Source organism: Streptomyces sp. NPDC055815 (assembly GCF_053616475.1).
This window is the reverse complement of the sequence record NZ_JBSHDU010000001.1, coordinates 89,579-103,096: the sequence shown is the minus strand read 5'-3', so window position 1 is coordinate 103,096 and position 13,518 is coordinate 89,579. Positions and strand designations below refer to the sequence as shown.

Genomic DNA, 13,518 nt, shown 5'->3' with positions numbered 1-13,518 from the left:
GTCAGGGCGTCCAGATTCCGGTGATCGGGGCCGCGTTGGCGGCCTGCCCGGCGTGCGCGGTGCCGTACATGTCCTCGATCGTGCGCAGCAGGTTGTAGTGGTTGTACGTGGTCGAGGACGTTGAGCCCGGGACCACCTGCTGGCCGTACAGGACGGTCGCGATCCTGTTGCCGGCGAACCGGTTGTCCTCGTCGAAGGTCACGACGAGCAGGCTGTTGTGGGTCTTCGCCCAGGTCGCGTAGGCGCCCAGGTTGTTCTTCAGCCAGGTGTCACCGGTGCCGACGGAGCAGTCGTGCATGTCGTTGCACAGGTTCGGGACCACGAAGGACACCTGCGGCAGCGTGCTGTAGTCGGTCGGGAACTGCGCCATGGTGTACGCCGACGAGGTCGGGACGTTCGAGAAGCCGAACCACGGGTTGTGCTTGCGCGCGTACTTGCCGCTGCTGCACGTGGTCGAACCCTGGCTGGGGAGCGTCTCGTTGTAGCTCTTCCAGGTCTTGCCCGCCGCGATCAGCTCGGAGGCCAGGTTGGGTGCGGACGAGAAGCCGGGCGTGTAGCAGCTGTCGTTCGTGATGCCCTGGGTGGAGCCGGAGAACATCGCGAAGTAGTTGGGCTGGCTGGGGTGGGTCTCGGCGTACGACTGGGTGAGGTTGGCGCCGCCGGCCTTCAGCGAGTTGATGTACGGGGCGCTGGAGCTGCCGATGATCTGGCTGTACGCGTGGTTCTCGAAGACCACGACGACCACGTGGTCGGGGGTGGGGACGGTCGCCGCGGTCTGGGCCTGCGACGTGCCGCCGAAACCGGCCCAGAGGCCGATCGACGCGGCCGCGAGACCGAGCGTGGACAGAAGGGCGGTGCGGCGTTTGCTGGGCGCGCCGGACACGACTACCTCCGGTTGAGGGGGGTGACTACAGGAGCGGTGCAACCGGCAGGCTAGGAGTGGACATGTCAACCTGGAAGGGCTTCCGGGTGAAGACCCGGCAAACTTGCCCACCTCCTCGGCCGCCGCCACCTTGCCCTCCGGCTTCCCTCTCCACCAGTGTCCGCCCTCCCGGCGGCCACGTCCCGTCGGGGGATCGGAGGGGATCGGAGCCGCTTCACGCCGCGAGTGAACATACGGGTATCCGGGCCGTGTTGTGTGAAGGTGGGGGTGACACACCTTGGATCACTGGAGGGCTCCATGAGTGCCGAGCACACGAACACTCTGTACGAGGCTGTGGGTGGTGCCGACGCACTGCGCCGGCTCTCCGAGACGTTCTACGAGGGGGTCCTGGCCGACCCCCTCCTCGCGCCCGTCTTCGCCGACTTCACCGCCACCCACGTGGAGCACGTGGCCGTGTGGCTGGCGGAGGTGTTCTCGGGACCTGCCGCGTTCACGGCGGAGCTCGGCGGGCACCAGGCACTGCTCCGCGCCCACCTCGGGCTCGGCAGCACGGAGGAACAGCGGCTGCGCTGGATGGAGCTCATGACGGCGGCCGTGGAGAAGGAGCTGCCGGACGACGCCCTGCTGCGCCGCCGGGTGCTGGAGTACTTCGACTGGGGCACGCGCATCGCCAAGGACGTCTCGGCCTCGGCCCCGGGCACGGACCTCGGCGAGCCCGGCCCCACCCCGCGCTGGGGCTGGGACGGCCTCGCCTGACCTCGGCCCGGAACCGGACGAACGCGCACCGGGGTGTCGCCTTCTGGGCTTGGAAGGCGACACCCCGGTCCTGTAGGGCCCACGGTCCCGCGGGTCCCTCAGATACACATCAGATACACATCAGGTACACCTGGGTCCCGAAGGTCTCGCGGGCTCCGGTTCCTGATGGCCCCGCGGGCTCACGCTCCGGCGGCCCCGCTGATCCGCTCGACCGGGATCCACAGCTGGGAATCGGTATCCGCACCGATGTCCACCGGCTGCGTCCGCAGCAGCTCCGGACCGGGCCGGCTCGCGTACGGGTTCGAGGGGAACCACTGGGTGAACACGTCCCGCCACAGCTCCTGGAGGGCGCTCGGATACGGTCCGTGGTTGTCGAAGACCGCCCAGGTCCCGGCCGGCACATCGAGGGCGTCGAGCTCCTCCGCGGCGGCCTCGGGGACGGTGGCCACACCGATCCAGTAGTCCACCTCGGCGCCCTCCTCCCGGCTGTCGGTCAGGTGGACCACCGCCGACAGGACCCCCTCCGGCTCCCCGTCGGCCAGCTCCTTCATCCGGACGATGGCCTGCTCGTCCAGGGTCTCCACATGGGCCGCGGCCGCCGCGTTGACACCCTCGTGCACGAGCGGAACCCGCGCCTTCCTGCCGACAACCCGAAACGCTTCCTTCTCGACGATGCGGTATCGCATGGTCGTACTCCCTTCGACGACAACGCGGAAGGACATGCGCGGCTGCGCCGTGAGCGTCGCACCCGTGCGCCGGGCCTCGCCCGGACCGATGCCGTGCACCGACCGGAACGCCCGCGCGAACGCCTCGCCCGAGCCGTACCCGTACCGCATGGCCACGTCGAGCAGCGTCCGTTCCCCGCCCAGCACCTCGGCCCCGGCCAGCGTCATGCGCCGGCGCCGTACGTACAGGGAGAGCGGCATCCCGGCGAGCGCCGAGAACAGCCGTCGGAAGTGGTACTCCGACGTCATCGCGATCCTGGCGGCCTCGGCGACATCGACCTCCCGGTCGGCCTCCGCTTCGAGGTGGCGCTCGATGTGGTCGAGTGCCTGGTTGAGCTGCTCCAGCACGGGTGCGTGTCCTTCCTTCTGACGTCTTCACCGTAGGTTTCGCCCGCTGTCCGGAGCCCGACGATCCGTGCCCGGAACGATCGGGTGACCACCGAGGTCGTCACGAGCCCGGGGCAAGAGCGCGCGAGCGTGGTCCGCGAGGTCGCCGGGCGGATGAGGCGACGCCGCGCGGGCACCGGAGGGCCCACCTCAGACCACGGAGAGCAGGTCCACGACGAAGACGAGCGTCGAGCCCGCCGGGATCGACGGCGAGGGGGACTGCTTGCCGTAGCCGAGGCGCGGGGGAACGATGATCTCGCGCCGACCGCCGACCTTCATCCCCCTGATCCCCCGGTCCAAGCCCTTGATGACCCGGCCACCGCCCACGGCGAACTTGAACGGCCGGCCCTCGTTCCAGGAGGCGTCGAACTCCTTCCCGGACTCGAAGGTGACCCCGACGTAGTGAACCTGGACGACCCTGCCCGGCTTCGCCTCGGGCCCGTCCCCGACGACGAGGTCGCGGATGGTCAGCTCGGTGGGAGCGTCACCCTCCGGACGGTCGATCTCCGGCTTCGTCAGTTCACTCATTGCAGCCTCACCACTCTCCACCGGAAGCCCTCGTACGGGCCGGCCGGGCGCATGGTCACTCCACGCAGCAGATGATCACGCTACCGACAACGCTGATCCCCGGGACTGCACCGAACCGACGCGGCACGGCGCTCAGCATGAGGACGGCCCTCTACGTCTCCGGTGTCGCCATGACGAGGCCCGAACTGACCGGGTGCTTGTCGTCGACGAGGATGAGCCGGTTCCGGGCCCAGGTGTCGAGCCGGGCGCACGCGAATTCGGGGTCGTACGCGGCGGTGGGCAGCTGGGGTACGCGTGTGCGGCCGGTGTCGTCCAGCCGGTACGGGACGTCGAAGGCCTCGTTCCAACCGTCGAGGCCCGCGGCGAAGCGCTCTTCCGCTTCCTCGGGGCCGATCCCGAGGTACTGGCCGATCTCCGCCCAGGAGCTGCCCCGCTCCCGTTCGTAGACGACGGCCGAGACCAACGCGCGCTCCGCGAGTTCGATGAGCTGGAACGCCTGGCTGACCCGGCCCCCGGGGCCGGAGTCGCGGTCGTTCCCGGTGGCGACCAGGCCCGCCGCGCCATCGGCGACGTCCGTGGCGTGATCGCACAGGACAAGGCGGGCCAGCGACTCGCGGGTGAATCGGGCACGGTCGGCGTCGTAAGGGGTTGTCTCAGTCACCCGCACAGGCTCCCAGCCCGTGCCCGCAGCGCGGACCCGTTTGCCGACGGAGACCGGTCGCGGGCCTGCCGGTCTGTGGTGGAAGCATCGCGGCGGACGGCCGTGCAGGGCTGTGGGGCGGTCATCGGAGGGCGTACCCGTCCCACAGCGGGCCGCCGGCCAGGTCCAGTACCTCTGTCACGGCCGCGACGAAATCCGCCGTCTCCCCGGCGATCGCCCGCGGGGCGGTTTCGGACAACGCGGCGTGCGTGGAGGGGGCCGCCTCGGCCAGCCGACGCGACAGCCACTTGCCCGAACCGAGCCAGTGCCCGCCGATCAGCAGGACCAGTTCCGAGGCACGCTGGAGCAGGTGCGAGACCAGGTACACCCGCTCCGCGGGGTCCGCGCAGCCACGCAGGTCATCGAGCAGGTCGGTCAGGATGTACCGCTGGTAGTCGCGCTCATGGTCCGAGAGCGGCGGCGGGCCCGCGGCCCGACGCGTGCGAGCCTCGGCCTGGAGCGAGGCGCCCAGCCCGTCGCTGTCCACCAGGAGCATGCCGTCGGCACACATGGCGAGCAGGGGCGATCTCCGCTGCGCGGTCTCCTGGTCGACGAAGCGGTGCCAGGCGGCCTCCGTCTGCACGAACAGCTCCACCGGCCAGCCGCCGTACATCAGGTTCTCCCGGTACGGCGCGGGCGGCCCGTCAAGCAGAACCACCAGGTCCAGGTCGGAGGTGGGCGTCCGGCGCTCGGTCAGCACGCTGCCGGCCAGGAAGGCCGCCCGGGCGGCGGGAAATCGGTCCCGCACCAGTTCGCGGGCGGTGAGTACGGGGTCGTTCATGAGCGCAGCGTACGTGCGGCGTCGCTGACGCAGGAGGACCGGGGCCGCCCCGGGCACCGCCCGGACAGGGTGCCGGGGCCGACCGCGTCAGGACTCAGACCGGCTTGCACCACACGGAGATGTGCTTCGTGGACTCCTGGGTGAACGGCGACCCGTCCCAGTCGGCGACGCGACGTTCCAGTTCGAGCCCGGCGATCCGCGCCATCAGGTCGAGCTCCGCCGGCCAGGCGTACCGGTGCCGGGAGTGGTCGCGCCGGTAGCGGCCGTCGTCGCCGTCGCGGGTGAGGTGGTGCGAGACGAGGATCTGCTCGACCAGGTCGAAGGTGTCGAAGCCGAGATGCCGCTCGGAGACGTCGAAGGGCACCGCGACCTGGCCGGGAGGCAGGAACCGCAGGGGCGGCACACCCAGCTCGATGACGAATCGGCCGCCGGGCTCCAGATGACGTGCGGCGTTGCGGAAGCACTCGACCTGCTCGTCCTGCGTGAGCAGGTTCGTGATCGTGTTGTAGACGAGATAGACCAGGGTGAACCCGCCGGGGACGACGGTGGTCGCCATGTCCCCCATGGAGACCGGGAGCGTGTCCTCGTCGACCTTGCGCCGCAGCACCGCCGCCATGTGCTCGGACAGTTCGATGCCCACGACCGGCACACCGCGCTCCCGTAGCGGGACGCCCACGCGTCCGGTCCCGATGGCGAACTCCAGCGCCCGGCCGTCTCCGGCGAGGTCGGCCAGGAAGGCGAGGGTCGGTCCGAGAACGGCGGCCGAGGACATCTCGGTCTCCTCGGCGTCGTAGCGGTCGGCGGTCGCACGGGTCCACAGCTCACTGCTCGTCACGGGCGGCCACTCTGCCGGGTGGCGAGCGGGGCTGTCGACGGAATTACCGTCCACCGGTTCCGGTCACGCCATGGTCAGGCCGTGTTTGAGGTGGGTCTTCTGGCTGTCGTCCTGCACCGGGATGATCGGCCTTGTGGGGCGTGGGGATCTTTCCGGTGAACAGTGGTCAGTGCTGGAGGCGTTGTTGCCTGCGGTGGGGGTGAGCCGCAGGCCGCTCCGGCCGGCGGCGACTCGTGGACGGCGTGCGGTGGCGGGTGCGGACTGGTGTTCCGTGGCGTGATCTGCCGCGTGAGTACGGGCCCTGACAAACGGTGTAAGGGCTGTTCCGGCGCTGGCAGCGGCAGGGAGTGTGGGCCAGGCTGTTGACGTTGCTGCAGGCACGAGCCGATGCGGCCGGGCTGATCACCTGGGAGGTGAATGCCGACACCACGGTCTGTCGGGCCCATCAGCATGCGGCCGGTGCCCGTCGCAACGGCGCGGAGCAGCAGGAGCCGCCGGGTGGGGTGGTGAGCGAGCCGGGTACCCAGGTCCGGGGGCGGCCGACCACGGACTCGCCCGCTGCGGGTGCGGGGAGACAGGGCGTATTCCTCTCGCGCGAACCGCGCTTACCTGCGCAGGCGTGGGATCAGGTGCGCGATCCCCGAGCCGTCCGGCCAGGTGCGCAACCGCAGGGTCGTGGCCGTGCGGGTGGCCGCCCGCCTGCCGTCGACTGGCAGGACCACAAGGCCCGTCACGCGGTCGAGTGCGGGATCGGCCGTCTGGAGCAGCATCGGGCGGTCGCCACTCGCTCTGACAAGCTCTCCGTTCGGTTCGAGGCCACCGTCCACGTCGCGGCGATCCACCAGTGGCTGTGATGAGGTTCCTGTGCCTCTCCTCTTCCGACGCTCACGGGTGAGACGGCCTGGGTGACCCGTCGCAGGCGGAATTCTGGCCGGTTCGAGCTGCACAGCCGTGTCGGCTGCTGCACACGTCTGTGACGGCCGCTCACGTGTGCGGCAGGAGCGGCCGTGTGTCGGCTCCCTTCCCCCCCACCGGCAGGCGGCCCCGCTGTCCGGCTCGTATCGCGGGCCGCACCGGCCGTCCCCGTTCGGGTCATGAACCTTCTCGATCTCAGCAGTCGCTCCTCCTCGACACCCCCGCTGAGCAGGCGAGACGAACCGGCGTGAAGGGGCTGGCCAAGATCGCCCGGTTGCGCTTCACCACCACTAGACCGACACGTTCCGCTTATGGATGAATACCTGGAGTTACATCTCTCTCCTTCCCTCCTCTCGTGGGCCCCGATGAAAGGGCACAGCCATGTCTTCGGCCATGCGTAAGACGACGACCACTCCCAGGGCGCGGCGGCTGGCCGCCGCCACCATCGCGCTCGGCAGCTGCCTGGCACTCGCGGTTCCGGCGGGAACCGCCGCCGCGGCACCCTCCGACCCGGTGCCGACCGTCTTCTTCGGCGACTCCTACACCGCCAACTTCGGCATCTCTCCCGTGAACCACCTGGACAGCGAGAGGGGCTGGTGTTTCCAGGCCACGGAGAACTATCCCGCCGTCGCCACCCGACGCCTGGCCGACAAGGCCATCACGCTCGACGTCCAGTCGGACGTCTCCTGCGGAGGCGCGCTCATCCACCACTTCTGGGAGAAGCAGGAGCTGCCCTTCGGCGCCGGGACGCTCCCGCCGCAGCAGGACGCGCTCCAGGAGAACACCCGGCTGATCGTGGGCGGCATGGGCGGCAACACGCTGGGCTTCACCAGCATCCTCAAGCAGTGCTCCGCCGAGCTCCGCAAGCACCCTCTGCTGCCCGGAGAGCCGCTGGACCCGGACAAGCCGGCCGGCGAATGCCGGGACCTCTTCGAGTCGGAAGACGGAAAGGCATGGCTGGACGACCGGTTCGAGCGGGTCGAAGCGGACCTGGAGGAGATGCTCCTGCGCATGAGCTACTTCGCCCCGGCCGCCGGGCGTGTCCTGGTCGGCTATCCCAGGCTCGTGCCCGAGGACACCACCACGTGCCTGGCCCCAGCCCCCGGCCAGACGGAACCGCCGTTCGCCGACATCCCCAAGGACGCGCTGCCCGTCCTGGACCAGGTGCAGAAGCGGCTCGACGACGTCATGAAGAAGGCCGCCGCGGATGAGGGTGCCGACTTCGTAGACCTCTACGACCACACCGGGAACAACACGGCGTGCGACGGCGCCAACCGTGGCATCGGCGGCCTGCTGGAGAACTCCAAGCTCGAACTCTTCGGCCAGCCGATCCCGTGGTACGCACACCCCAACGAGAAGGGCCGCGACATCCAGGCCCAGCGCGTGGCCACCAAGATCGAAGAAGTCCTCAACCGCTGACCGGCCACACAACCGCGTTCCCGCACGAACGAAGCCCCAGGACCCGCCATCGGCCTGGGGCTTCGCGGCACGGCAGATCCCCGGGCACTCGTCCCAACTGGCCCTCACCACCGCACGGTGCGCCTGACAGCGCGCATTTCAAGCAGCCCCGCTCAGCGCCGTCCCAGCGAGCGGACCACCTGATAAAACACGTCCTGGCCCAGAGGGGATGATGGGAACGGCACGACGGCACGACGGCACGCGAGATCAGGAGCTTCCACATGGCGAAGCGGTTCCACCAACCCCGTGAGGACGCGGAGTTCGATTTCATCCTCAGGATGAGCACGGTCCCGGTCCTCGCGTACTTCACCGGGACATGGCCGAAGGCGATCGAACCCTGCCGTGCCATGGACCTCGTCATGGGCGAGATCGCCGAGGAGTACACGGGCCGCCTGACCGTCGTCCGCACCGACATCACGCGCTGTCCGGCCGCGACCAAGCGATACGAAGTCACCGGAGCCCCGTCGTACGTCCTGCTGACAGGGGGAGAGGCGGTGGCGCACGGCACAGGGCCCATGACCGTGGCAGAGGTACGGGACCTCCTTGACGGTCACCTCTGACCGGCTCCTTCCGAACGGCCCCGTCCGAGCGGCTCGTGTTCGTGTGAACGGCTTGATACAGCCTTGATAAGCGCGCGCCGGATCCATTGCCCCACCCTTCCGCAGGCCTTAGAACACTCATCACATAGGTGAGAGTGCACATAGGGAGAGGTCGCGGATGGTCAGGTTCGACCGCGTACTGCTCGCGTTGCTCGCCGGACGGCCCCGGAGCGGTTTCGACCTGGGGCGATGGATGGAGACGGAGGGTCAGTTCCTGCGGTCGCGGGCCCACCACAGCCAGATCTACCGGCTGCTCGCCCGGATGACGGACGACGGCTGGGTGGCGTTCGAGGTCGACCCGCGCGAGAAGCGGCCGGACGCGAAGGTCTACCGGCTGACCCGGCGCGGGAAGGACGTGCTCTGGGAATGGGTGCGTTCGCCGTACGAGCCGACCAGCCGGTTCCAGGACCCCGACTTCCTCGCCCGGTTCGCCTTCACCGCCCCGCTGGACCGGCAGGCCGCGATCCGTCTGATCGACACCGAGCTCGCCTACCGGCGGGACCAGATCGCCCGAAGCCGTGACCGCGACCGCACCCTGCTGTTCGAGGACCCGCTGCCCGAGCTGGACCAGAGCCTGGCCCAGGAGCTCTTCGACGCACTGCACGCGCACGGAGCCTCGGCGGTCGACGCCTGGGTCGCCTGGCTGCAGGGCATGCGGCACCGCCTCGTACAGGAACACGTGCCGGAACCCGACCGACAGGAGCCCTCCGCGTGAAGGCCATCATGGTGATGTTCGACAGCCTGAACCGGCGGATGCTGCCGCCGTACGGCGGTGACTGGACCCACGCCCCGAACTTCGCTCGGCTCGCCGAGCGGACCGTGACCTTCGACCGGGCCTACGCGGGCTCGATGCCCTGCATGCCGGCCCGCCGCGAGTTGCACACCGGCCGGTACAACTTCCTGCACCGCAGCTGGGGCCCGCTGGAACCGTTCGACGACTCGATGCCCGAACTGCTCAAGCAGAACGGCGTCTACACCCATCTCGCCAGCGACCATCCGCACTACTGGGAGGACGGCGGCTCCACCTACCACGGCCGCTACAACTCCTGGGAGTTCTTCCGCGGGCAGGAGGGCGACCCGTGGAAGGGCCAGGTGGCCGAGCCGGAGATCCCCGAGGACCTGAAGCGGATGCACAGCGCCGTCTACCGACAGGACTGGGTCAACCGGCCGCACATGGCGACCGAGGACCGGCATCCGCAGACCCTCACCTTCGACGCCGGCCTGGAGTTCGTCCGCACCAACCACGCCGAGGACCGCTGGTTCGTGCAGATCGAGACGTTCGACCCGCACGAGCCGTTCTTCAGCCACCAGCGGTACAAGGACCTCTACCCGCACGCCTACGAGGGGCCGCACTTCGACTGGCCCGACTACAAGCGGGTGGTCGAGACCGACGAGCAGGTCGCGCACGCGGGGTACGAGTACGCCGCCCTGCTCTCCATGTGCGACCACTCCCTGGGCCGGGTCCTCGACGCGATGGAAGCGTACGGCCTGTGGGACGACACCCTGCTGATCGTCAACACCGACCACGGGCTGCTGCTCGGCGAGAAGGGCTGGTGGGGCAAGTCCGTCCAGCCCTGGTACAACGAACTCGTCCATCTGCCCCTGTTCGTCTGGGACCCGCGCGCCGGGCGAGCGGGCGAGCGGCGCGACACCCTCGTGCAGACCATCGACCTGGCGCCCACGCTCCTGGAGTACTTCGGCGTCGAGCGCCCGGCCGACATGCAGGGAGTGCCGCTGCCCGTCGCCGCCGATACGCCACTGCGCGAGGCGGGCCTCTTCGGCATCCACGGCGGGCACGTGAACGTCACCGACGGCCGGTACGTGTACATGCGCGCGCCGGTCACCGCCTCCAACACCCCGCTGGAGGAACACACGCTGATGCCCACGCACATGCGCGGCCGCTTCACCCCCGACGAGCTGGCGGACCTGGAGCTCGCCGAGCCGTTCGGCTTCACCAAGGGCGTCCGCACCCTGCGGATGCCGGGGCGCACCTTCGTCAATCCGTACCAGCACGGCACCCTGCTCTTCGACCTGGAGACCGACCCCGAGCAGCTCGCCCCGCTCGTCGACGACGAGGTGGAGCTGCGGCTCGCGACCCAGCTGGTGGAGCTGATGCGGAGCACGGAGGCACCACCGAGCCAGTACGTACGCCTCGGGCTGCCGGCCGAGGGTCCGGTGACCGCCGACCACCTCCTCGTACGAGCACAGCGGGGCCAGGCCGAGAAGGCAGCCGCACCGCTGCCGCGCGCCGAGGAGTACCCGGAGGGGCGCCTCTCATTGCGGACCCCGGTCGCGGCGCTGATCGCCGACCCGGTGGCGGTGGAGGTCCTCAAGCGACACCTGCCCGGCATCGCCGACTCCGAGCTCCTGCAGTTCCTGGGACCGACCCCGCTGATCGACATCGCCGCGATGGCGGGCGGTCTGCTGCCCACCGAGAAGCTCCGGCTGGTCGCCGAGGAGCTCGCGAAACTCTGACCAGGCCGAGCGGGAAGGCACCGGTGACGGGGCGACCCCTGTCACCGGCGCACACTCCTCGCCGCGCCGCGGGGGACGGCGGCAGAGCGCAGGACGTCGTGGCCGTCGAGGAAGACGACGAGGCACCCCAGCTGGTAGCCATCCCCCGGGTCATCGACGTGCGCGCCGGGTGGCGCGAGATCGGGCTGGTTTGCGCGACGGATGGCGGATGATTCACCGGCGGGCGGCCGCCAGGATGACCGTCATGGATCCCGAACTCCAAGCATTCGTCCCCCTGTTCCCCAAGGCGGACCTGGCCGACCCGGTCGCCGAACGCAAGCAGTACGCCGCGCTGGCCACCGCCCGGCCCGCCCCGGACACCACGGACCTCGAGGTCGAGGACCGCCTGGTGCCCGCCGAGCCCGACGTGCCGGTGCGGATCTACCGTCCGCGCGCGGCGCGCGGCGCGGTCATCTGGCTGCACGGCGGCGGATACGTCCTCGGCGACGTGGACACCGAGCACGCGTGGGCCGCCCGGGTGGCTCAGGGCTCCGGCGCGGTGGTGATCTCGGTGGGCTACCGGACCGCCCCCGAGGACCCGTTCCCGGCCGCGCTGGACGACGTGTACGCGGTACTGCTCTGGGCTGCCGGACACGCCGCCGAACTCGGATTCGACCCCGAGCGGCTCGCGGTCGCCGGGCACAGCGCGGGCGGAGGCCTCGCAGCCGCCGTGGCCCTGCGGGCGCGGGACGAGCAGGGCCCGCGCATCTGTTTCCAGCTGCTCAACGAGGCTCAGCTCGACGACCGTCAGGAGACGTGGTCGCAGCGGAACTTCACCGAGACGCCGTGGGTCACGCGCGACATCGCCACCCAGTCGTGGCGCCACTACCTGGGCTCGACGCCCGCGACGCCGTACGCGGCGGCCGCGCGGGCGGAGGACCTGTCGGGCCTGCCGCCGGCCTACATCGCCACGGCGGAGTACGACCCGAACCGCGACGACGACATCACGTACGCGCTGCGGCTGCTGCAGGCGGGCGTGTCGGTGGAGCTGCGCCAGTGGCCCGGGACCTTCCACGGGTCGCAGGCGATTCTCTCCGCCGAGGTCTCGCAGCGACAGATGGCGGCGATCGCGGACGCGCTGCGACGCGCGCTGAACGACTGATGATGAGGAAGAAAGGACGACAGTCATGAAGATCCGCATGGCCTTGTGCGGTGGCATGGCCGCGCTGACCCTCGGCGCGGGGACGCCGGCGGTGGCTTCGCCGGACAGCACCTCGGACGAGTCGGCGTCCGCCCTGCGGACCGCCCTGGCGGGCGTCCACGAGGCGGGCGTACCGGGGGTGTTCGCGGAGGTGCGGGACTCCGGCCGGACGTGGCGGGGCGCGTCGGGGGTGGCGGACGTGGCCACCGGCCGCCCGGTGACCCCGGACATGGTGCAACGCGTGGGCAGCATCACCAAGACCTTCACGGCGGCGGCGATCCTCCAGCAGGTGGAACAGGGCAGGATCCGCCTGGACGCGCCGATAGCCGACTACCTCCCCGACCTGATCCCCGGCGAACGCGGCCGGAAGGTCACGGTCCGTATGCTGCTGAACCACACCAGCGGCATCCCCGACCACATCCGGTACGCCTTCCCGTCGCTCCAGGCAGCGTCACCGAAGAGCCTGGACGACAACCGGTTCCGGCAGTTCAGCCGGGCCGAGCTGATGGAACTGGGCCTGTCGGCACCGCCGGCGGCGGAGCCGGGCACCGCGCCCGGGGTGTACTCGAACACCAACTACCACATCCTGTGCGAACTGCTGGAGAAGGTGACCGGTCAGCGGGCCGACGACTACATCACGAGGAACGTGATCCTGCGGGCGGGCCTGAAGCACACCTACCTCCCGAAGGGAACGACCATCAAGGGCCCGCACGCCCGGATGTACGAGTCGCTGTGGGGCCTGCTCGACCCGCCGCGCGACTACAGCGTCTACAACATGTCGTGGGTGGCCGGCACGGCGGACCTGGTGTCCACCATGAACGACCTCAACCGGTTCTTCGGCGAGCTGCTCGACGGCAGGATCGTGAGCCGCGCGTCGCTGGAGGAGATGCAGCGCACGACTCCCGTGATCGCACTGGACGGCTCGACGGTGGACTACGGTCTCGGCCTGGAGAAGATCGACATCCCGGGCTGCGGCACCTTCTGGGGCAACACGGGGACCGTCTGGGGCGCCGGAACGATGTCCATGACCCGCTCCGACGGGGGCCGCCAGATGTCGATAGCGCTCAACCGGATGAGGTGGAACAAGCCGGACGGGCAAGGGAATCCGCAGCCGCATCCCATCGACGGCGCGCTGAAGGCATGGGAGGAGGAGGCGATGTGCGGGTGAGGACGATGCCGATCCCGAACGGTCGCGTTCTCGTGGCCGAGGGACCGTCTCCGGGAACCATCGACTGAGGCACGAGGAGTTGGGGGCCGCCCCCCGAAAGGGGGGGGGGGGAAAAACGTGGGGGGGAA

General features: G+C 70.0%; 13 protein-coding genes and 1 pseudogene. 8 read left to right on the top strand and 6 right to left on the bottom strand.

Features of this window, described 5'->3' with window-relative positions; genetic code table 11:
* Window position 1 precedes the first annotated feature (1 nt).
* Window positions 2-883: an alkaline phosphatase family protein gene (locus tag ACWGN5_RS00590; RefSeq protein ID WP_453510250.1), complete on the bottom strand. Its 882-nt coding sequence runs from the start codon at window positions 881-883 to the stop codon at window positions 2-4.
* Window positions 884-1,180: 297 nt separating this feature from the next.
* Between ACWGN5_RS00590 and ACWGN5_RS00585 the strand changes: the two genes are divergently transcribed.
* Entirely contained in the window at window positions 1,181-1,639 is a 459-nt protein-coding gene (locus tag ACWGN5_RS00585) for a group II truncated hemoglobin (RefSeq protein WP_453510248.1), read from the top strand.
* A gap of 179 nt (window positions 1,640-1,818) precedes the next feature.
* Here ACWGN5_RS00585 and ACWGN5_RS00580 read toward each other — a convergent pair whose 3' ends face one another.
* The 5 genes from ACWGN5_RS00580 to ACWGN5_RS00560 form a co-directional block, all read right to left on the bottom strand.
* A complete protein-coding gene (locus ACWGN5_RS00580) occupies window positions 1,819-2,712 on the bottom strand; it encodes an AraC family transcriptional regulator (protein WP_453510246.1) in 894 nt (297 codons plus the stop codon).
* Window positions 2,713-2,901: 189 nt separating this feature from the next.
* Window positions 2,902-3,279, bottom strand: coding sequence for an FKBP-type peptidyl-prolyl cis-trans isomerase (locus tag ACWGN5_RS00575; protein WP_453510245.1), 378 nt, complete (start codon window positions 3,277-3,279; stop codon window positions 2,902-2,904).
* 151 nt (window positions 3,280-3,430) lie between these two features.
* Entirely contained in the window at window positions 3,431-3,940 is a 510-nt protein-coding gene (locus ACWGN5_RS00570; RefSeq protein WP_453510243.1) for a hypothetical protein, read from the bottom strand.
* 121 nt (window positions 3,941-4,061) lie between these two features.
* On the bottom strand, window positions 4,062-4,760 hold the full coding sequence (locus ACWGN5_RS00565) for a nucleotidyltransferase domain-containing protein (RefSeq protein WP_453510241.1): 699 nt from the start codon (window positions 4,758-4,760) through the stop codon (window positions 4,062-4,064).
* A gap of 94 nt (window positions 4,761-4,854) precedes the next feature.
* Window positions 4,855-5,595, bottom strand: coding sequence for a class I SAM-dependent DNA methyltransferase (locus ACWGN5_RS00560; protein WP_453510240.1), 741 nt, complete (start codon window positions 5,593-5,595; stop codon window positions 4,855-4,857).
* 133 nt (window positions 5,596-5,728) lie between these two features.
* Here ACWGN5_RS00560 and ACWGN5_RS00555 point away from each other — a divergent pair.
* From ACWGN5_RS00555 to ACWGN5_RS00525, 7 genes and pseudogenes are all read left to right on the top strand, one after another.
* Window positions 5,729-6,449 (top strand): annotated as a pseudogene (locus ACWGN5_RS00555) (transposase).
* A 454-nt stretch (window positions 6,450-6,903) separates the two neighbouring features.
* Window positions 6,904-7,929, top strand: coding sequence for an SGNH/GDSL hydrolase family protein (locus ACWGN5_RS00550; RefSeq protein WP_453510239.1), 1,026 nt, complete (start codon window positions 6,904-6,906; stop codon window positions 7,927-7,929).
* 260 nt (window positions 7,930-8,189) lie between these two features.
* Window positions 8,190-8,528: a thioredoxin family protein gene (locus ACWGN5_RS00545; protein ID WP_453510237.1), complete on the top strand. Its 339-nt coding sequence runs from the start codon at window positions 8,190-8,192 to the stop codon at window positions 8,526-8,528.
* 157 nt (window positions 8,529-8,685) lie between these two features.
* On the top strand, window positions 8,686-9,282 hold the full coding sequence (locus ACWGN5_RS00540) for a PadR family transcriptional regulator (RefSeq protein ID WP_453510235.1): 597 nt from the start codon (window positions 8,686-8,688) through the stop codon (window positions 9,280-9,282).
* Window positions 9,279-11,042 carry a sulfatase gene (locus ACWGN5_RS00535; RefSeq protein ID WP_453510234.1) on the top strand — a complete coding sequence of 588 codons (1,764 nt, stop codon included), beginning with the start codon at window positions 9,279-9,281 and terminating at the stop codon, window positions 11,040-11,042. Before ACWGN5_RS00540 ends, ACWGN5_RS00535 begins: the two co-directional genes overlap by 4 nt.
* Before the next feature lie 244 nt (window positions 11,043-11,286).
* The gene (locus ACWGN5_RS00530; protein ID WP_453510232.1) at window positions 11,287-12,183 is read left to right on the top strand and encodes an alpha/beta hydrolase; all 897 of its coding nucleotides are present in this window, start codon (window positions 11,287-11,289) and stop codon (window positions 12,181-12,183) included.
* A 25-nt stretch (window positions 12,184-12,208) separates the two neighbouring features.
* Window positions 12,209-13,390, top strand: coding sequence for a serine hydrolase domain-containing protein (locus ACWGN5_RS00525; RefSeq protein WP_453510230.1), 1,182 nt, complete (start codon window positions 12,209-12,211; stop codon window positions 13,388-13,390).
* Window positions 13,391-13,518 lie beyond the last annotated feature (128 nt).

What these genes read in the sequence shown, in the direction of transcription:
- ACWGN5_RS00585 (WP_453510248.1), top strand. Translation starts at nt 1,181, where the DNA reads ATGAGTGCCGAGCACACGAACACTCTGTACGAGGCTGTGGGTGGTGCC.
- ACWGN5_RS00530 (WP_453510232.1), top strand. Translation starts at nt 11,287, where the DNA reads ATGGATCCCGAACTCCAAGCATTCGTCCCCCTGTTCCCCAAGGCGGAC.
- ACWGN5_RS00525 (WP_453510230.1), top strand. Translation starts at nt 12,209, where the DNA reads ATGAAGATCCGCATGGCCTTGTGCGGTGGCATGGCCGCGCTGACCCTC.
- ACWGN5_RS00550 (WP_453510239.1), top strand. Translation starts at nt 6,904, where the DNA reads ATGCGTAAGACGACGACCACTCCCAGGGCGCGGCGGCTGGCCGCCGCC.
- ACWGN5_RS00565 (WP_453510241.1), bottom strand. Translation starts at nt 4,760, where the DNA reads ATGAACGACCCCGTACTCACCGCCCGCGAACTGGTGCGGGACCGATTT.
- ACWGN5_RS00545 (WP_453510237.1), top strand. Translation starts at nt 8,190, where the DNA reads ATGGCGAAGCGGTTCCACCAACCCCGTGAGGACGCGGAGTTCGATTTC.
- ACWGN5_RS00575 (WP_453510245.1), bottom strand. Translation starts at nt 3,279, where the DNA reads ATGAGTGAACTGACGAAGCCGGAGATCGACCGTCCGGAGGGTGACGCT.
- ACWGN5_RS00540 (WP_453510235.1), top strand. Translation starts at nt 8,686, where the DNA reads ATGGTCAGGTTCGACCGCGTACTGCTCGCGTTGCTCGCCGGACGGCCC.